Origin of the sequence: Streptomyces catenulae (assembly GCF_000718015.1) — a bacterium.
Taxonomy (GTDB): Bacteria; Actinomycetota; Actinomycetes; order Streptomycetales; family Streptomycetaceae; genus Streptomyces; species Streptomyces catenulae.
In genome coordinates, this window is record NZ_JODY01000011.1 from 1 (window position 1) to 18,960 (window position 18,960).

Annotated in this window: 12 protein-coding genes; 8 read left to right on the plus strand and 4 right to left on the minus strand. The window is 73.8% G+C overall.

Annotated elements, in window-relative coordinates:
* The first annotated feature begins 216 nt into the window (after nt 1–216).
* Nucleotides 217–624 carry a tetratricopeptide repeat protein gene (locus IF23_RS0112410; protein ID WP_051739534.1) on the plus strand — a complete coding sequence of 136 codons (408 nt, stop codon included), beginning with the start codon at nt 217–219 and terminating at the stop codon, nt 622–624.
* Nucleotides 625–725: 101 nt separating this feature from the next.
* Here IF23_RS0112410 and IF23_RS0112415 read toward each other — a convergent pair whose 3' ends face one another.
* Together IF23_RS0112415 and IF23_RS0112420 are read right to left on the minus strand one after the other, a co-directional pair.
* The gene (locus IF23_RS0112415) at nt 726–1,046 is read right to left on the minus strand and encodes a DUF6343 family protein (protein ID WP_030282886.1); all 321 of its coding nucleotides are present in this window, start codon (nt 1,044–1,046) and stop codon (nt 726–728) included.
* 166 nt (nt 1,047–1,212) lie between these two features.
* Nucleotides 1,213–2,766: a UvrD-helicase domain-containing protein gene (locus IF23_RS0112420; RefSeq protein ID WP_030282887.1), complete on the minus strand. Its 1,554-nt coding sequence runs from the start codon at nt 2,764–2,766 to the stop codon at nt 1,213–1,215.
* 401 nt (nt 2,767–3,167) lie between these two features.
* On the opposite strand from IF23_RS0112420, the gene IF23_RS0112425 reads away from it, so the two are divergent.
* The 4 genes from IF23_RS0112425 to IF23_RS0112440 all read left to right on the plus strand — a co-directional run bounded on the left by IF23_RS0112425 (nt 3,168) and on the right by IF23_RS0112440 (nt 11,876).
* Nucleotides 3,168–6,080 carry a DEAD/DEAH box helicase gene (locus tag IF23_RS0112425; protein WP_078653937.1) on the plus strand — a complete coding sequence of 971 codons (2,913 nt, stop codon included), beginning with the start codon at nt 3,168–3,170 and terminating at the stop codon, nt 6,078–6,080.
* Nucleotides 6,077–7,723, plus strand: coding sequence for an SWIM zinc finger family protein (locus IF23_RS0112430; RefSeq protein WP_078653938.1), 1,647 nt, complete (start codon nt 6,077–6,079; stop codon nt 7,721–7,723). The genes IF23_RS0112425 and IF23_RS0112430 overlap by 4 nt, the downstream gene beginning before the upstream one ends.
* Entirely contained in the window at nt 7,720–9,654 is a 1,935-nt protein-coding gene (locus IF23_RS35375; protein ID WP_051739535.1) for a helicase-associated domain-containing protein, read from the plus strand. The genes IF23_RS0112430 and IF23_RS35375 overlap by 4 nt, the downstream gene beginning before the upstream one ends.
* A gap of 140 nt (nt 9,655–9,794) precedes the next feature.
* A complete protein-coding gene (locus IF23_RS0112440) occupies nt 9,795–11,876 on the plus strand; it encodes an NB-ARC domain-containing protein (RefSeq protein ID WP_037678038.1) in 2,082 nt (693 codons plus the stop codon).
* A 58-nt stretch (nt 11,877–11,934) separates the two neighbouring features.
* Here the strand turns inward: IF23_RS0112440 and IF23_RS0112445 are convergent, their stop codons facing one another.
* Nucleotides 11,935–13,821, minus strand: a complete 1,887-nt coding sequence (locus IF23_RS0112445) for a CDP-glycerol glycerophosphotransferase family protein (RefSeq protein WP_078653947.1) — start codon at nt 13,819–13,821, stop codon at nt 11,935–11,937.
* A 278-nt stretch (nt 13,822–14,099) separates the two neighbouring features.
* Complete coding sequence (locus IF23_RS31150; RefSeq protein WP_051739536.1) at nt 14,100–15,668, minus strand: FAD-dependent monooxygenase; 1,569 nt, start codon at nt 15,666–15,668, stop codon at nt 14,100–14,102.
* Between the two features lie 714 nt (nt 15,669–16,382).
* On the opposite strand from IF23_RS31150, the gene IF23_RS0112455 reads away from it, so the two are divergent.
* The 3 genes from IF23_RS0112455 to IF23_RS0112465 all read left to right on the plus strand — a co-directional run bounded on the left by IF23_RS0112455 (nt 16,383) and on the right by IF23_RS0112465 (nt 18,936).
* Entirely contained in the window at nt 16,383–17,354 is a 972-nt protein-coding gene (locus tag IF23_RS0112455) for a quinone oxidoreductase family protein (protein ID WP_030282901.1), read from the plus strand.
* A 72-nt stretch (nt 17,355–17,426) separates the two neighbouring features.
* Nucleotides 17,427–18,347, plus strand: coding sequence for an IclR family transcriptional regulator domain-containing protein (locus IF23_RS0112460; protein ID WP_030282902.1), 921 nt, complete (start codon nt 17,427–17,429; stop codon nt 18,345–18,347).
* A gap of 148 nt (nt 18,348–18,495) precedes the next feature.
* Nucleotides 18,496–18,936 (plus strand): hypothetical protein, encoded by a 441-nt coding sequence (locus tag IF23_RS0112465; RefSeq protein WP_030282904.1) that lies wholly within the window; start codon nt 18,496–18,498, stop codon nt 18,934–18,936.
* The last annotated feature ends 24 nt before the right edge of the window (nt 18,937–18,960 follow it).

Sequence of the window (18,960 nt, forward strand, 5' to 3'; positions counted from 1 at the left end):
CCCCCCGCCCCACCCCCTCCCTCCGCCCGCCCTCTTCCCCTTCCGCCTCGTGCTCGCCCCGGCCCGGCCTCGCGTGGCCGAGACGAGGTGTCGACGTCGATGTCTTATCCGTCGGCCGTCCGCCGGGAATGCGGCGGCAGGCGTTGTCGTTGTGCGGTGAGTATCCGACCGGGTGGCCCAGGAGGGGCATCCGGTGCCCACCGGAAGGAGGCAGCCGTGCAAGAGCGCAGCCCCGAGACCTATGTCATCGATTACCGCACTGCGGAGCAGCTGCTGGACATCCGCGACCCCCGTGGCGCGATCCGGCTGCTCGATCCGGTCATCGAGGCGTACCCGGAGAACACCGCGGCGCGGCTGCTGCGCGCACGCTCCTTCTTTCTCGCCGCTCAGCTCCGCCCGGCCGAGCTGGAGTTCAAGGTCGTTCTGGAGCGTGAGCCGGACAACGCGTTCGCGCACTTCGCCCTGGCGCGTACCTTCGAGCGGTCCGGTCGCCCGGAAGAGGCGCAGCGTCACTTCCGGCTCGCTGCGGCTCTCGAACCGAGGCCCGACTTCCTCCAGGCGGCCAGCTTCGGCACCGGTACCGACGGCACGGGCCCCGATCTGCCGCCTGCTCCCGCTGTCTGATCCTGCGTTCCTCGCGCCGTGGGGTGGGCCCGGTCTTCGGGCCTTCCTCCTTCCTCGGGGCATGGCTGGACCGGGTCTTGAGCGCGGTAAGCGCGGTGGTGCTACGGGTGCGCTCGGCCCTGTGGCCCTGATGAGCGGGGCCGGGTGAGCGCCTTGTTCCGGCCGTGGTCGGGCTCGTAGGGAGGTATCTCCTTGCCCGGCTGGTAGTGCGGGCCCTGGTGGATGTGCCGGATGACCATGGCCAGGTCCATCAGGGTCACCACGGCCAGGGTGGCGCAGGCGGCCGCCCAACCGGGTCTGCCGACCATGACGAAAGCCACGGTTCCGGCGACCGTCCAGACCAGCCCCCAGATGATCAGCCCGAAGCGGATCTTCAGCGGGCTGCGTGCGTGGAGGGGCTCATTTCCCGTGCGCATTGCCATCCATCTCCCGCCTCCATGGTCCTCCTCAATCGTGGGGTCGTCACTCACCAGTGCGTAGCGCCATGTCACCCAGCGCAGGTGAAACGAGCGCGCGTGCGGGAGGGCGGTTGGCGTGGGTGCGAGCCGAAGCTGTCTCCGTAAGCAGGTCCGTCCTCTCCGTGTCCGCTCAGACGGTGTTCTCCGAGCCGGGCTCTGTGCCCTCGCGGGGCGCGGGTGTGGCGTAGGTGCGGGGGTCGCCTGCCGGGTGTCTGTTGATCCAGGCCAGTCCGCCGATGTCGAGGCGGGAGCGGGCTCGGGTCACCGCCACGTAGGCGAGGCGGGCCTCGTCGGGGTCGACGGGGCCGGGGAGCGGTATCCCGCGGTCGTCGTGCTCGTCCAGATCGTCGGGCTCCGTGAAGTCGTCGCCGATTCTTACGCTGTCCCATTCACGCCCCTTGGCGCGGTGTGCGGTGGAGACGATGACTTCGGCGTGCTCCTCGGGTGAGAGCTGGTCCAGGGTGGCCAGGACCGCTTCGCTTCCGTGGGTGTCGACGAGCTCCACCAGTGGCAGCAGATCCCGTCCCGCCGGGTCGTACTCCGCGTATTCGCGCAGCTCGCCCCACGAGGCGAAGAGCATCAGCTCCGGGTGCCCGGTCGACCGGCCCGACTCCAGTTCGTGTGCGGCCTGTGCCAAGGCGTTGAGCGCCCCGCTACCGCCGGCGAGCGCCACTCTGCGGCCCGTCGCCAGTTGCCGTATCACCTCTCTCATCGCTCCCGCGTTGGATCGGCAGAGGATCGCCCGGGGCGCGCGGACCACGGTGAGCTCCGTGGTGCGCCACGGTGCTCCGGTCAGGCGGAGTGGCGCGTTCGCCAGGGTCAGCCAGCGGTTCGCTTCGTGGGCGAGTGCCGGGCCGAAACGGAAGGAGTGGGAGAGGCGGAGATGTCGACCGGGGGAGCCGGTCATGATGTCCCGGGCCCCGCGCCAGCCGTAGACGGCCTGCGCGGAGTCGCCGACCAGGACCACTTGGGCGTGGTTCCGCTGCGCGTCGAGGAGGTGCTCCACGACCGGGTTGGTGTCCTGCGCCTCGTCCAGGAGGAGGTAGTCGGCGGCGATGATGGGGTCCTGCAGGGCCCACATCTTGAGGTAATGATCGTGGAGGAACCGCACCGTGCCCCGGTCCGGATTCTGCAGGTCGGCCCATGCCTTACGCGCGTAGGGGAGAACGGCGTCGGCGAGTCGGCTGTGGAGCGGCTCGGCCTCGGCGCCGCGCAGGGGCGGGACATGGTGGTGCGTGAGGTGACGGTCCGCGGACTGGCAGAAGCGGTTGACGGTGCGCAGTGCCGTGCAGGACAGGCCCCGGTGCGTGATCGTGCGGGGGCCTAGGCGTAAGGACATTCCGGTGTCGATCCCGAGGGCTGCACCGGTCCGCCACCCCGAGCGGCGGGGCGCGTCCATCCTGGCCCGGAAATTTCTGCCGACTTCGGCGTAGGCGAGGGCGTGCGCAGTGGTGCAGGCGGTCTCCCCGGGAAAGGTATGGGCGGCGTCCCTGGCGATGGATCTGTTGAAGGCGAGGTAGCGGCCGCGGCGGCCCTGGGCCTGAGCCTCGTGCGCCAGCATGGCGAGGGTTGTGGTCTTCCCCGTCCCGGCGCCTGCCTGAATCACGAGGTGTGAGCCGGACCGGAAGGCCTCCGCAGCCGTGCTCTGCTCGGTGGTGGGGGCGGTGGTGCGGTGGGCATGCATGGGCATCTCCTCAACGAGGCGAGTCGGTCACAGAAAGTGACGACGTGACTCACTGTAACCTCTTCGTCGTTGCTGTGCGAGACCTTTCGTGGGCTGTGGAAAACCTTCGCGGGGGAGCGGGCGGCGCGACGGGTGGGTGCTTGGGGGCGCAGGGAGGTGCACCGGCGAAAGCACAGCTCAGAGGTGATTGTCAGTGGTGTCTGGTTCCATCGGCGGTGGATCGGTCGCAGCGATCCGCGGAGGGAGAACGCCCGCGCCGGAGTGGCGGGGAGCGGAATCGAAGCGGGGGAGGAGGGGCCGTGCGGACGACCGTAGACTCGCGAGCTGGAGCCGGGTGGCGGACGGAAGGTGCCGAACCGGCGAGGTGCGTGACAGCGAGTGATCGGCAAGTAGAGGTAGGCATGGCGACGGACGGGGAGCGGGCGGGGCACGCCGGTTCGGCTGTCGGCGTCGCGCCGAGTACGCCGTCCGCTGCCGAGGAGGCGAAGCACGCGGGGCTGGTGGCGTGCGCCGCGACCTTCCTGCCCGCTTCACCGCCGCGGGCCGGAACCGTCGCCTTCTGGCGGCCGGACGGTGCCCCGCTTCCTTGTGAGGAGGCCGACGGCATCACACAGCTGACCGTCGCCCGGCGCCACGGCAACGGCGCACGGAGCCGCGCCGTCCCCGCCGTACTCCTGCCGATCGCCGACGCGCTTCCGTTGCTGCTCGATGCCCGGCACGACCCCCGGGCCCATCCGGCAGCCGTCTGCTGGGGTGCCGCCGCCCACCACGCGCTGCACCTCGCGGCACGCGGACGACTGCTGCCCGGCCTCACCGAACACGACATCGACGCCTGGCGCGCCGGGCCGCTCGACCCGGACGACGCCGCCCACCTCGCCGCCATCGCCGCCGCCATGCCCGGCGAGGCATACGCGACCCCCCTGCCGGGCACACGCCCCCTCCAGCTCCCCGACCCGGGCGCACTCGTCCGGCTCTTCGTCGACGCCGTCACCGACACGCTGCCGCGCACACCGGGCGCCGCACTCCTCGCCGGGCCCGCCTTCGCCGCCCAGGAGCCGCAGACGATCCCCGGAGCGCGGGAGTGGGCGGCCGAGACCGCGGCCGGTGCGGACGCCGGGGTACGCCTCTCCCTCCGGCTGGACCTCGCCCCCCACCGGCTCTTCGACCGCCCCGACACACCGTCGCCCACGGACGGACAGGGCGCGGCGGACTCGGCGTCCGAGCGGAACGCCGCCGCGGCCATCCTCCAGGTCCACAGCCTCACCGACCCCACCCTCGTGACCGACGCGGCAGACCTGTGGGACGGCGACGGCGCCGACCGCTTCGGCCCCCGCTCCCGCGTCGACACCCTTCTGGCCCTCCGCCGCGCCGCACGGATCTGGCCCCCACTCGGCCGACTCCTCGACCGGCCGGTCCCGGACGTCCTCCCGCTCGACGAAGACGAACTCACCGATCTGCTCGGCGCGGTGGCGACCCGGCTGAAAGCCGCCGGTGTGACCGTCCACTGGCCCAGAGAGTTGGCCCGCGGCCTCACCGCCACCGCCGTGCTGCGCCCCGCGCCCGGTACCGCCGCCGACGGATTCGGCTTCTTCGACACCGACGAACTCCTGCAGTTCCGCTGGCAGCTGGCCATGGACGGGGTGCCGCTCACCGAGGCGGAGATGGACGAACTCGCCGAGGCGCACCGCCCCATGGTGAGGCTGCGGGACCGATGGGTTCCGGTCGACCCTGCCCTCGTCCGTAAGGCCCGTAAGCGGGAGCTCGGCCTCCTGAGCCCGGCCGACGCCCTTGCCGCCACCCTCGACGGCACCACGGACATCGACGGCGAAGAGGTGGAGGTCGTCCCCCTGGGAGCGCTCGCCGCCCTCCGTGACCGCCTCACCGACCCCACCCACCTCCTGCCGCAACCACCCGCGCTCCGCGCCACCCTCCGCGACTACCAACTCCGCGGAATGACCTGGCTCGACACCATGGCCTCCCTCGGCCTCGGCGGCTGCCTCGCCGACGACATGGGCCTGGGGAAGACCGTCACCGTCATCGCCCTCCACCTCCACCGACGCCCCACCGACCCGGTGCTCGTCGTCTGCCCCGCCTCTCTCCTGGGCAACTGGCAACGCGAGATCGAACGCTTCGCGCCCGGCACCCCCGTACGCCGCTTCCACGGAGCGGGGCGCAGCCTCGACGGCGCGGACAGCGGATTCGTCCTCACCACCTACGGAACGATGCGCAGCAGCGCCTCCCAACTCGCCGACCACCCCTGGGCCTGGGTCGTCGCCGACGAGGCCCAACACGTCAAGAACCCCGGTTCCGGCACCGCCAGAGCGCTGCGCGGCATCAAGGCACCCGCCCGCATCGCCCTCACCGGCACGCCTGTCGAGAACAACCTCTCCGAACTCTGGGCCCTCCTCGACTGGACCACCCCCGGGCTCCTCGGACCCCTGAAGACGTTCCGCGCACTGCACGCCCGCGACGTCGAGGGCGGTGAAGTCCCCGGTGCCGCGGAGCGCCTCGCGCGGATCGTGCGGCCGTTCATCCTGCGCCGCAGAAAGTCCGACCCCGGCATCGCCCCGGAACTCCCGCCCAAGACCGAGACGGACCACCCGGTGGCGCTCGGCCGCGAACAGGCCGCCCTCTACCGGGCGGTCGTCCGGGAAACCCTCGCCGCCATCGAGGGCGCCGAGGGCATCGCCCGCCGCGGCCTGATCATGAAGCTGCTCACCGCCCTCAAGCAGATCTGCAACCACCCCGCCCAGTACCTCAAGGAGGCCGCACCGGGGCTCGTCGCCCGCTCCGGCAAGCTCGAACTCCTCGATGAACTGCTCGCCACCATCCTCGCCGAGGGCGGCGCCACGCTGATCTTCACCCAGTACGTCGAAATGGCCCGGCTGCTCGAACACCATCTGCGCACCCGCGGCATCCCGAACCAACTGCTGCACGGAGGCACCCCCGTCGCCCGGCGCGAGGAGATGGTCGACCGCTTCCAGTCCGGCGACGTCCCGGTCTTCCTGCTCTCCCTCAAGGCCGCGGGCACCGGACTCAACCTCACCCGCGCCGGCCATGTGATCCACTACGACCGCTGGTGGAACCCGGCCGTGGAGGAGCAGGCCACCGACCGCGCCTACCGCATCGGCCAGACCCAACCGGTCCAGGTGCACCGCCTCATCACCGAAGGCACCGTCGAGGACAACATCGCGGACCTCCTCACCGCCAAGAGAGCACTCGCCGACGCGGTGCTGTCCACCGGCGAGACCGCATTCACCGAACTGTCCGACGCCGACCTCGCCGACCTCGTCTCACTCCGGAGGCCCGCATGAGCCCCCGCCCCGCCTCCGGACACCCCGACCCGTTCGCCGCCGGGCCCCGCCGTCGCCCGGCCGGTCGGCAAGGAACCCCCGGCACCGCGCCGTTCCGCGGCCGACACGCCGACGCCGGACGCAGAGCCGCCGCGGACCGCCTCGCCCGCGCCGACCGCTCCCGTACCTTCCCGCCGCTGCCACCGCACACCACGGGCGACACCTTCGCCACCACCTGGTGGGGCCGCGCCTGGCTCGACGCCCTCGAAACCACCGCTCTGGACCCCGCACGGCTGGCCCGCGGCCGCACCTACGCCCGCGACGGCCACGTCGACACCATCAACATCACCCCCGGGCGGATCCTCGCCACCATCCGCGGCAGCCGACCGCGCCCCTACAGCGCCGAGATCCGCCTCCGCACCCTCCCGGACGAGGAGTGGGACGCGCTCCTGGAGACCGTCGCCGCCCAACCGGCCCAACTGGCCGCACTCCTGGCCAAGAAGCTCCCCGAGGCCCTCACGGACGGCACCGTTCCGCTGCTGCCGGGGCCCGGTGACCTCACCTCCCGCTGCTCCTGCCCCGACCACGGACGCCCCTGCAAACACGCCGCCGCCCTCTGCTGTCATGTGGCCCGCCTCCTGGACGCGGACCCCTTCGTCCTGCTGCTCATGCGCGGCCGGGGCGAACGCGAACTCCTCGACGACCTCACCCGCCGCAGCGCCGTCCACACCGCCCGCGAGACCCACCCGGAACCCGGGCCGCACGAAGCCCGACAGGGCGACACGCCCCGGGAGGCCGCTGAGCCTCACGGAGTACGCCGACCGCGACCGGCGGGAGCCCGGCCGGAGCCCCACGGCCCGGTCCCTCCCGCCGACCTCGCGCCACGCCGGAGGACTCCCGAGAGCCCCGTCCCGGCCAAGCCGGAGGACGAGGCCGCACCCGTACCCCAGCTCGGTACGCCACGCGACCCCTCTCCCCGCCCCGCACACATCCGGCGCGGGGTTGCCGCCCGCGACGCCCTCGCCGACCGCCCCCGTCCGCCACTCCCGCCACCCCGGCCGCTTCCCGACGCGCCGGGCTCCACCCCGGCGCTCCCCGACGGCACCGGTCTGCCCTTCGACCCCGCCGCCGTCGAGTTCCTCGCCACCGACACCGCTGCCCGGGCCCACGCCCGCCTGGCCGTCCTCGGGCGGGACGCTGTCCGACGCCGTCCCGAGCCCGACCCGGCCGCCGCGCTCACCCCCTGGCAGGACGCCCTCCGCCTCGCCGCCACCACACACCCCACCGCAGGGCTCACCTCCGCCACCCGCGCCCTCTTCCGCGACCTCGCCGCCGCCACCGGCCGCAGCACCGAGGACGTCGCCCGCTCCGTCGCCGCCTGGCGCCAAGGCGGACGCGAAGGTCTCGCCCTCCTCGAAGACCCCTGGGACCCACCCGCCGGAGACTACGACCGGGCCCGCAGCGCCCTGCTCGCCGCAGGCCACCCACCCCTGCGCCCCGAGCACAACCACCTCACCGACCCCGACCGCCGCCACCAGCTCCGCTTCGGCCACGACGGCCGCTGGTACCCCTACGAATCCGATCCCGGGGCCGAGATCTGGTGGCCCACCGGCCCCGCCGACCCCGACCCCCTGACCGCCCTCCGCAACCTCCTCACACGATGACTAACCTCGACACGGTGGAAGGACTCGACACACTCACCCGCTCCCTCGCACAGCGCACCCCCGAGCAGCTCGCCGCGCTCCTCACCCGGCACGCGGCCCCGCTCTCCCTGCGCCCCGCCGCCACCGGCCTGCGAGACCTCGCCACCACACTGTGGTCGTACGAAACCCTCCACCACCTGGTGCTCCACCTCGACCACCCGAGACTCCAGGTCCTCGCCGCCACCGCCCGCCTCAGCCAGGACCGCGCCGACCAGGACGCACCGGCCCCCGCCGCCCCCTCCTCCGGCGCCGACTACCAGTCCCTCATGGCCCACCGGCTCTCCTTCGCCCGGCTGGCCACCGCACCCGTCCCGCCTGACGCCACCCGCACCGCACTCGGAGCCACCACCGGACCCGCCCGGGCCACGGCCGAAGCCGCCCTGCGCTCCCTCTGCGACGACGGAATCGCCGCCCGCACCGAGGACGGCCACATCGTCGTCCCGCCCCGGACCGCGCAACTCCTGGCCGCCGCACCCCTCGGACCGTTCACCGCGGCCCCGCCACGCCCCACCCCGCACCCCGCCCGACCCGGCACCGGCCCCCTCGCCCCCACCGCCCTCCGCGACGAATCGGCCGCCGCGGCAGCCACCCTCGCCACCACCGCCGAACGGTTGCTCGCCGCCCTCGCCACCCAGCCCGCCGCGCTCCGTAAATCCGGCGGCCTCACCGTCCGCGAAACCAAACGCCTCGCCAGGACCGCCGGAGCCACCGAGGCGCACACCCGCCTCCTCCTCGACCTCGCCCTCGCCGCCGACCTCATCGCCCTCACCCGCACCCCCTCCGGCATCACCGCCCTCCCCACCGCCGCCTACGACGACTGGCTTGCCCGCACCCCCGGCGAACGCCTCGCCCCCCTGCTCACCGCCTGGTCAGCGCTGTGGGGCCTGCCCACCCACACCCCGTACGGCGAAACCCCGACCGCCCTCGTCCGCGGCCACGACCGCCACGCCCCCGCCCTCCGCCACGCCCTGCTGGCCGCGCTCGCCACCGTCCCCCTCGGCAGCGGCGCCCCGCTCCCACCACTGCCCGACGCGCCATCACCGGTCGGCGGGACCACCGCGGACACCCCGCTACGGGAACTCCTCGACGCCGCCCGATGGCACCGCCCCCTCGCCTTCGACGCCCAGCCCCAGATCGAGGACCGCGCCGCCCACACCCTCCACGAAGCCGCCTACCTGGGGCTCGTCGCCCACGGCACGCTCACCCCGCTCGGCGAAGCCCTCCTCGCCGACCCCCGGCACCTCGACGCGGCACTCCACGACCTGCTGCCCACACCTCTCGACCACGCCCACTTCCAGGCCGACCTGACCGCCGTCGTCCCCGGCCGCCCCACCCCCACCCTCACCGACCTGCTCGCCGCCACCGCCGACCGCGAATCCGAGGGACACGCCGTCACCTGGCGCTTCACCGCCGCATCCGTACGCCGCGCCCTCGACGGCGGACACCGCCCCGCCGACCTCCTCGCCGCCCTCACCGCGACATCCGCCGACGGCCGGCTGCCGCAACCCCTCACCTACCTCGTCGAGGACACCGCACGCGCCCACGGCCGGATACGGGTGGTCCCCGCGGCCTGCTGCCTCCGCTCCGACGACGAGACCCTCATCGCCGAACTCGCCGCCCACCGCGCGCTGCGCGGCCTGGGACTCCGCGCCCTCGCCCCCACCGTCCTCGTCAGCAGCTGCCCGCCCGCCGACACCCTCGAAGCCCTCCGCGCAGCCGGGTACGCCCCGGCCCTCGAATCCGACACCGGAGTCACCGAGGTGGAACGCCTCCCCACCCACCGCACCCACGCCCCCGTACCCGTCCGCGATCCCGACGCCACGCTGGCCCTCGCCCGCCGTCTCCTCGGCACGCCCGACCCGGCGGGGGCCGGTGGTTGTCCACAGCCCTGACGAGCCACTGCTCGCGTCAAGTAGCGTTTCACCGTACGGAGTCGAGCACGGCACAACGGGGAGGGTGAGGCCGGAATGGGGACACACGGCGTGAGCGGCGGAAACGTGTCGAACGACGTCTCGGGAAACGTCCAGGCACGGTGATCCAGGCCGGAGCGATCGAGAACATCTGGCAGGCCCCACCACGCCCGAAGACCCCCACCCCGCGCCAGGTCCCACCGGAGCTCGCCCAGTTCGTGGACCGTGAGCCGGTGCTGGAGGCCATCGACAACTGGACCGGTGACCTCCACGGCGCCCCGCGCGTCGCCGTCCTGAGCGGCATGGCGGGTGTCGGCAAGAGCACCACCGCCCGCCGATGGGCACACCGGGACGAGAGCCGCTTCCCCGGCGGCGCCTTCTACGTCGACTTCGCCGCGCTGCGAAGAGAAGCCGGAGGAGACATTTCCGCCGGGGTCAGTCAGTGCCTGCGCGCCCTCGGCGTGGAGGACCAGTACCTGCCCCGCTCCCTCGGCGAGCTGTCCGCCCTGTTCCGCAGCCGCACCGCCGGTGAACGCGTGCTGCTGGTGCTCGACGACGTGACCGAGCCCGCCCAGGTCCGTGCCCTGATTCCGGGCGCCCCCGGAAGTGTGGTGCTCGCGACGAGCCAGGGACGGCTCGGCGAGCTGATGATGGACGGAGCCCAGCTGATGTCTCTGGAACCACTGACCCCGCACCACGGCCTCCAACTGCTACGACGCCTGTGCGGGGAGGCTCGCATCGCCCCGGACGACGAGGACGCCCGCCGCATCGTGGAGTACTGCGGCGGCCTCCCCGTGGCCCTCCACGTCGCCGCCGCCCGGCTCGCGACCCACTCCCGGCTGACCACCACGGCCCTCGCCACCGAGCTCGCCGGCGAACACCACCGCCTGCAGGCCCTGCGCCTCGGCAAGGACCACACCGTCTCCGCCGTCTTCGCCATCGCCTACGAAGGTCTCCCCGCGGAAGAAGCCCGGCTCTACCGGCTCCTGGGACTGCACCCGGGACGTAGCTGGGACACCGCCTCCGCAGCCGCCCTGGCCGGGACGGCACCCGCCGAGGTCCAGGAACAACTCGACAGCCTGGAGCGCGCCAGCCTGATCACCGCCGCGGACGACGGCCGCTACTGCTTCCACGACCTCGTCCGCCTCCACGCCCGCGAACAGGCCACCCACACCGACCCCGAGCCCGAACGCACCGAAGCCGTCCGACGGGCGGTGGACCACTTCCTGGCCCGCGCCGCACAGGCCGACCTCTCCGTGATGGCCACACGGATGCGCATCGGAACGTACGTCGAGCGGCTGGACGACAGCGAGGGCGCCCCGCCCTTCGACGACCGGCAGCAGGCGCTGGACTGGCTGGACTCCTGGCGCAGCGAACTCCTCGCCGCCCAGCGCACCGCCGCCGACCACGGCTGGCACCGCCCGGCCTGGGAGCTCGCGGAGGCGCTCACCGCGCTCTACCTCAACAGGCGTTATCTCCAAGACTGGGTCCGGTCCGGGGAACTGGGCGCCGCCCACGCCGCCGCCGACGACAACCCCGCCGCCGAGGCCCGGCTGCGCGCCCTCCTGAGCCGCCCGCTGATGGACCGCGACGAACCGGAGCGCGCCCGCGCTGAGCTGGAGACCGCCGTCGCCAAGGCCGACACATCCGGCCACACCCTGCTCCGCGCCTCCGTCCGGGAGTTCTACGGCCGGTACTGGGACCGCTGCGATCCGACCCGGGCCATCGCCACGTACGAGGAGGCGATGGTGCTCTACCGCGCCGCGGGGGACGCCCGAGGCATCGCCATCGGCCTCTACTTCATGGGCTGCGCCGAAGCCGCGGCCGACCGAACCGAGCAGGCCCTCGGAACGCTGCGGGACGCCTATGACCGGTTCATGACGCTGGACGACCGCCGGATGGGCGGCCGCGCCCTGGCGGCCATCGGAAGCGCCGAGCACCGTCTCGGGCGGAGCGACGAAGCTGTCGCGTCCCTGGAGGAGGCGGTCCGCATGCTGCGGGAGCGAGGCGCACTCCACTACGAGGCACCGGCCCGCGAGACGCTGGCCGCGATAGCCGGGCAGCGGGGCGACCGTGAGCTGTGGCGACGCCACCTGACCGCGGCACTGGCCATCTACGAAGCGGGCGGCGGGCCCCGCGCGGAAGAACTGCGCCGCCGTCTGGCCCGGACGGAGGAGGACACCGAGGAGCCGCCCCGGACCTGACCCTGCGCCCACCGTCCAGCGGCCACGAGACCGTCGCGATGTCGCACGGCCGCCCGGCTCAGGAGCGGTCCGCGAACAACTCCCCGGCGACCGGTGGCGCCGTCCGGTACGCGTCCGGTTGCGCGGCAGGGGCCGGGGACGCCGCACCGTCCCGCTGGACGACGCGGAGGTCGACGTCCCCGGCGAGGTCGCCGAGCGTGAAGTCGGCGGCTTCCAGGGGACGCCCGGAGCGCAGTAGTGCGTAGACGAGCGCCGCCGCGACCATGGCGCCGGGGCGGTCGTCCGGAAGCGTCGCGGTGACGGTCCGGCCGTCGCGGAGCCCCACCCGGCAGCCCGAGTCGCCGACGGCAGCCGAGGCGAGCAGGCACCCCGGATAGCGGGACAGGGTGTCCGCCATCCACCGGTCGGCGACGGCAACGGACCCGGCGACGGCGTCGCGGACCAGCACGGACGCGTTCTCCGTCAACTCCCGGTCCCGCTCCAGGTCGCTGCAGGACAGATGGCGGAACGTGGCAGCGGGCGACCGTCCCGCGGCAGGAGAACCGGCCTCGTCCCCGGGAGCGATTCCGGGCGCGGTCTCCGGGTCTCCGACGTCCGCGAAGTGACCGACCGCGGCGGGTGTCCGGCTGAGGACGACCCGCGGGCCGTCAGGGGTGTCATGGACCTCGGTCGTGATGTGCACCGCGGTGATGTCCGGGAGCGGGTCCGCCGGGCGTGGGTCCTCGGGGGCGAAACGCGGCAGCGGAGCGGGCCGCTCGGGAAGTTCGAGGCGGAGGAGGTCGTAGACCGCGGTACGCAGTCGGCGCAGAGCGTCGCCCGGAGCGATGAGCGCCTTCGCCCCGAGTCGGCCGAGGGATGCGCTGCCGGGGGAGCCGAGGGCGTGGTCGGTCAGAGCGCGCTCGATCTGCGGGCGGAGCGGGGCACCGGGGACGAGCCGGGGCACCTGGCTGCCCAGTTCCGCCATGGGCGTGCCGGGCACCGCCTCTTCCTCGCTGAACGCGCCGAGCAGCAACGGCTTGCCCAGCGCGGCACCGTAGAACGTCACCGAACCGTGGTCACCGATCAGCAGATCGCCCGCGACCAGCGTGGCCTGCCAGCCGTCCGTCGGCGGGATGCGCAACAGTCCCGCGCTCAGCGGGGAGGCGAGCAGGGACCGCAGCTGGTAGACGCCGTGTGCGGAGACGATGTTGGGGTGGGTCACCAGCGCCACCGCGTAGTCGTCCATCGGCAACTCGGCGAGCAGCCGGGCGGGCAGCGTGGGATTCCGTCCGAGCAGCGACCGGTCGCGCCAGGTCGAACTGAGCACGATCAGATGGCGGTCGCCGGTGACACCGAGGGCCTCGCGGTACGCGGCACGCAGATCCATGGCGTTGACCAGCGTGTCGTGGCAGGGGTCGCCGATGAGCAGCGTCCGGCCCTTGGTCAGCGGGTGAGCGGCGGCCAACTGGGCGGCCTGGTCGGGATGGGAGACGGCGAGCCACGCCCGTCCGCTGCGCAGCAGCGCGTCGGGGACGACACCGGCCAGCCGGTCCTGGTCGCTGCGGGAGTCCGGTACGACCTTGTGGAATCCGACGCCGTGCGGCAGGACGAGGACGGGAGCGGTGTGGCCCTCGACCGCGAGATCGGCGTTCTCGGTGGCCGTGATGACCAGATCGGGGGAGAGGTCCCGGTACTGGTGCCAGGGCAGCACCCGGGCACCCACGGACCGGATCAGGTCGTGGACCCCGTCGTTGAAGGCGGAGCTGGGGTCGAAGGCGAAGACCAGGTCGACGCGCGATTCGTCGCGGAAGACCGGTCCCAGGACGTCGAGCACCCGGACCGTGGAGGTGACGGTCCGGGCGATGACGACGACGGTGCGCTCCGTGGGGAACGTCCGCCAGCGCTCAGGATCCGCGCCGACCGGCACCCGCAGCGGAGGTATCAGACCGTGACTGGTGTCGAGCATGTCCCCGCACCGGCAACCGCACGCCTCGCGGTTCGCGGTTCGCGGTTCGCGGTTCGCGGTTCGCGGTTCGCGGTTCGCGGTTCGCGGTTCGCGGTTCGCGGTTCGCGGTTCGCGGGACGCTACTGTGAATTCACCACCGTAAGCCAGTGGCTGAGGCACCGTCGGGGCAGGCCCGTCCGCCCGCCCTGCACCGAAGGGAACGGACCCGAAGACGCGGAGTCAGCCGAAGGCGGGACATCCGGTGCGGGCCGAGCGGCAGGCGGGAAGGCGGCTGCCCGTCACTGTTCCGCCCCCGGCCCCGAGGACGTCCGTGGCGCCCGCCCCGGAGGCGGGCCCGGTGGCGTTCCGTCCGCCGGGGGCGACGGGCGGGACGGTGTCTCGCCGTCGGGGGTGGGCGGGCCGCCCGGGAGCGGGTCGGTGGGGGACACCGAGCGGCCCGGTGGCAGAGCTGTCGACGGGAGGGACGTCGAGGGAGGCGGGGTGATCAGGGGGTGGGGGGAGACGACGGGCAGCCGTCCTCCGGGGAGAGGGGAGCGTCCGGGGCGGGTGCCGAGCGTGGCCGGAGGCGTGAGTTCCGGGCGGCCGTCGCGTGCCGCGGACCGGTTGGCGCCCGGGCGCAGCATGCGGTGCACCGAGCCCCGGGCGAGTCGGGCGACCGTCGAAGGGCGCGACCCCGCGGCACCCGGCCGACGTATGCCCTGGCCGGTCGCGAGCGCCCACGGCGCATGGACGAGACGGCCGACCGTACGCTGCAGATTCCGCGCCCGCGCCGGGTCGTCCAGACCGTGGCGGTGCAGCCCGTCGCGCAACGCCACCGCGGCGCGTGCGGTGACCGACAGCCCCTGGTCGTACGCGGGCGGGAACGCGGCGACGGCATCGCCCAGCACGACGAACCCCGTGGGCCAGGACGCCAGCTCCTCGTACCGGAGCCGGTGACCGGCCGTCTGCGGTGCCAGCCGTACCTCGCTCAACGGCTCGGCACCGGCGATGAGTTCCCCGATGGAGCCGTCCCCCACCTCACGCGCGAAGGGGACGAAACCGTCGGCGGTGTGCGACGGCTCCTCGCCCGGCGCGCCCGCGAGCGTGACCAGCCAGCATCCGTCCTCGATCGGGATCAGGGTCGCGTGACGGCCGAGCACCTGCCCGGTGGCGTCGTGGCCCGCGCTGAGCACGGCGGACTCGCTCCCGGAGGGGGCACGGAAGACGCGGGTGGCGCAGGTGAACCCGCCGTCCGCGACCAGCCGCCGGACCTCCGGCAGCCCCAGGGCGACGAGGCGCTCCGGGGTCAGGGAGCGTCGCCCCGTGGCGTCCACCACCAGGTCCGCGTCGAGCCGCCGGGCTTCGCCGCCGAGGGTCTCCCGGATCCGTACGCCCGTGACGTCCTCCGCCGTGCCCGTCAGACTCTCGGCCTCGGCGCCGTCGAGGAGGGTCACGCCGGGCAGGGTCAGCACCTGCTCGCGGACCACCCGTTCCAGCAGGTCGTGGGAGGAGGACAGGAGCGTGCCGGACGGTGGCCGACGGCGGATCCGGCTCGCCGCGGGGGCGAGGTCCGCGGTCGGCGGCAACCGGCGGGCGCCGACCTCCAGCAGCCGCCCGGTCACCCCCGGCAGCAACTCCTCGATCGTGTCGGCGACCGCGCCGGTGAGCAGCGAGGCCGGCCGCGGGTGGGGGAGCGTGCACCGCGACGCCGGTCCCCGGGACACCGTCTCCTCCTCGACGACCACCACATCGGCGTGTCCGGACAGCGCAGCCGCCGCGAGCATGCCCGCGACGCCGCCGCCCATCACCACGGCGAGGTACGGGTGGGTGAAGTGGAGCCCGCCGCTCATGCCGTTCGGCGTGTTCATGGGCAGCCTCTTTCTCCGCAGGTGCGCGCGACGGCCGGGCGGGCGAGGGGCGCCGGGAGGAACGGCGGCACCACCGCCGGGTGGGTCCGGCGCCGGGCGGCGGCCACGACGGCGCCGGAGACGGCCGTGAACGAGGCCGACACCGACGGGAGCGCGGACAACCTGGCGCGCACTCGGCGGACCTGCGCCGCCAGGGGTAACTCCGGTTGCTGAACGTCCTGACACCGCGGCGCGAACGCCGGTACACCGACGGATTTCCGCATCATGACCCCCCTCAGCCCGTGCACACCCCGCAACCCGCCCGGCGGTGCGCCCCGTCGTCCACCCGTCGCGCACCCGGTGGGCGGACACCGCCCCCGTGGCGGAGTGCGCGCAACCCGGGGGAGCGCGGCCGTCCCGGCCTGGCGACGGCGGACACGACTCCGGATCGTAGGCCGCGGAGATCACATGCGATACCCGCAAGTATCCGAGGGTCCGGCGGGAGCCACTCCGCCGATACCGGCGCGTAGATCTGATGCAAAACGACGTAATGGGCAGAAAGCGTAGGGGGAGTTTCTCGCGAGGAGAGATACCGCGGCGTTCTTTCTCGTCTGACGCGCCACAACGGGCCGGGAATCCCACCGGGGTTGGCGCGAAATGGTCGGACGGCCGCCCGAACAACGACGGCGTGCCTACCCTGTCCGGGCACAGCACCGAGACCCTTGAGGGAGAGTCGTGCACGCGATCGTGATGCGGGAATTCGGCGGCCCCGAGGTGCTGCGGACCGAGGAGGTCCCCGAACCCGGGCACCGCGCCGGTCATCTGGCGGTCGAGGTGAGCCTCGCCGGGATCAACTACGCGGACATGCACGTCCGGGGCAACACCTACCTCGCCCCGGTCGACCTGCCGTACATCCCCGGCAACGAGGTGATGGGGACGACGGACGCCGGACGCCGGGTCGTCGGACTGTCCCGGGGCGGCGGCTACGCCGAACGCGCCCTGCTGCACCGCCGCGTCACCTGGGACGTCCCCGACGGCATCAGCGACGAACAGGCCGTCGCCCTGGCGCTCCAGGGCAACAGCGCCTGGCACCTGCTCTTCACCACGCTGCGCGTCACCGCCGGGGAGACGCTGGTGGTGCCCGCCGCCGCGGGCGGCGTCGGCTCGCTGGCCGTCCAGCTCGCCGCACACGCCGGGGTCAAGGTCATCGCCCTCGCCGGCAGCGAGGAGAAGCGGAAGCTCGCCGTGGACCTCGGCGCCCACGCGGCCGTCGACTCCACCGCCGACGACCTGACCGAACGGATCCGGGAAGCCGCCGGCGGCCCGGTCGCCGCGGCCCTGGAGATGACCGGCGGCGACACCTTCCACCGCACCCTCGACGCCGTCGCCCCACGCGGCCGCCTCGCGGTGTACGGCTATGCGGGCGGGGAGCTGGCGCAGGTGTCCACCCGCCTCCTGATGGAACGGTCCCTGAGCGTCTCCGGCTTCTGGCTGCCGCAGCTCTACGGCGACCGGACCGCCCTGCCCACCTCGATGCGGGCCCTGTTCGACGCGGTCGAGAACGGCACCCTCACCCCGCTCACCGGCGCCCGCTACCCGCTCGACCGGGCGGCGCAGGCCCACCGCGATCTGGCCGCCCGTACCCCCACCGGGAAGCTCACCCTCGACGTCCGGCGCCGGTCCAGCGCGCCGGAGCACACGACCTGAAACCTGCCCGGACGGCAACGCCACCACCGTGCGCCTGCGGGCGCTGACCACTGCCAGGGGAGAGAGCACACGATGGGCAACCACCTCACCGCGCCCGACGCCGCCGTGGCGGCGACCACCGCCCTGCCCGCGGGCCCGCCCCCGAAGGGCACCGCTGTCCGCACGAGGCCCGTGTACCGCCCGCGGGACACCACGCGGGCGACGGGATCCAGCCATGCGGAGCGGGTCTTCCTCGTCCAGGCCGCCTTCGCCGAACTCGGCGGCTCCGCCCACGGACCCGGCAAGATCGCGGAGTTCACCGGCCTGGACGACTCCGTCGTCTACCGCATCCTGCAGTCCGGCATCTACCAGCGGATCTTCGAACGCGTCGACCGCGGCCTCTACCGGCTGCGCACCTCGGCGGCGCAGCTCGCTTTCACCGCCCTCGACCACCGCCTCGACGGCGCCGCCGCACAGACGGTGCTGCGCGAGCTGCGGATGGCCACCGACGGCGGCCTGGCCTTCCTCTACATGGTGGCGCCGTTCTCCGGCGCGCAGCGGCAGTGCGTCGACATGGCCGTCGGCGACTCCGACCTCGCCGAACTCGGGATGACCCCCCGCGACGTGCTGTCCGTGACGCGCTCGCTGCGCACCGGCGCCTCCGGCCGGACGATCCTCGCCTACCTGCCGCAGAAGCTGCAGCAGCGGGTGCTGGCCGAGCCCGTGCCCGACCAGGCGGGGCCCGGCGTCTACCGGGACAACGACGCGCTGAGCGCCTCCCTCACCGAGGTCCGCGACATCGGCTACGCCCTGGGCTACGAGGAGTGCATGGCCGGGTGGAACTCCTGCGCGGCGCCCATCATCTGGGACGGCGCCATCATGGGGTCGGTGCTGCTGCTCAAGCCGAAGACCGTGATGCCGGAGGCGCCGGAGTCCTTCATCGAGGCGACGAAGGAGGCGGCGGCCGAACTCAGCCGCCACGGCGCGGCCCGTCCGGCGGCCGACGGAGCCTGAGCCGCCCGGACCCGCCCCGGGAAGCCCCGGCACCGGCCCGCCGCCCGGCGGGCCGGATCCCGTGACGCGGGCGGTCGGCGCGGCGTACGGTCGGACGGCCGCCGCGCCGACGGCGGCACCGGAACGGCAACGGGGACAAGGGGAACCGATGGACGCGGAGTTGACGGCACTCGCCACGGCCGGGGCGACGACGCTCGTACAGCAGATGGCGACCGAGGGCTGGGCGCAGGTGCGCGGGCGGTTCGCCGCCTTCCTCGCCCGGCGGCGCGGCACGGACGACGAAGAGGCCCTCCGGGGTGAACTCGACGCGTCGCGGGACGATCTGATCGCCGCCCGGCAGGACGGGGACGAGGAGTCGGCCGCCGATGTCGTCGCCGTCTGGCGGGGACAGCTGCGCCGACTGCTGCGTGAGGACCCGGCCGCCGCCGAGGAGTTGGCGGCCCTGGAGGAGGAGTGGCGGCCCCGGCAGGGCGGCACGTCGGTCCGCGATGTGCACAACTCCATGAGCGGCTCCGTGCAACAGGGCATCGTGATCCAGGCCGGGGTGATCTCCCGTCTCCACACCGGGGACGGCCCCTTCCCGCGCTGATCCCCGGGAGGCCGCGCCCCGCCG

Excerpts from the sequence above, each read along its gene's own strand:
- IF23_RS0112460 (WP_030282902.1), top strand. The coding sequence starts at position 17,427 with ATGGGCAACCACCTCACCGCGCCCGACGCCGCCGTGGCGGCGACCACC.
- IF23_RS0112445 (WP_078653947.1), bottom strand. The coding sequence starts at position 13,821 with ATGCTCGACACCAGTCACGGTCTGATACCTCCGCTGCGGGTGCCGGTC.
- IF23_RS0112465 (WP_030282904.1), top strand. The coding sequence starts at position 18,496 with ATGGACGCGGAGTTGACGGCACTCGCCACGGCCGGGGCGACGACGCTC.
- IF23_RS31150 (WP_051739536.1), bottom strand. The coding sequence starts at position 15,668 with ATGAACACGCCGAACGGCATGAGCGGCGGGCTCCACTTCACCCACCCG.
- IF23_RS0112415 (WP_030282886.1), bottom strand. The coding sequence starts at position 1,046 with ATGGCAATGCGCACGGGAAATGAGCCCCTCCACGCACGCAGCCCGCTG.
- IF23_RS0112425 (WP_078653937.1), top strand. The coding sequence starts at position 3,168 with ATGGCGACGGACGGGGAGCGGGCGGGGCACGCCGGTTCGGCTGTCGGC.
- IF23_RS0112430 (WP_078653938.1), top strand. The coding sequence starts at position 6,077 with ATGAGCCCCCGCCCCGCCTCCGGACACCCCGACCCGTTCGCCGCCGGG.
- IF23_RS0112420 (WP_030282887.1), bottom strand. The coding sequence starts at position 2,766 with ATGCATGCCCACCGCACCACCGCCCCCACCACCGAGCAGAGCACGGCT.
- IF23_RS35375 (WP_051739535.1), top strand. The coding sequence starts at position 7,720 with ATGACTAACCTCGACACGGTGGAAGGACTCGACACACTCACCCGCTCC.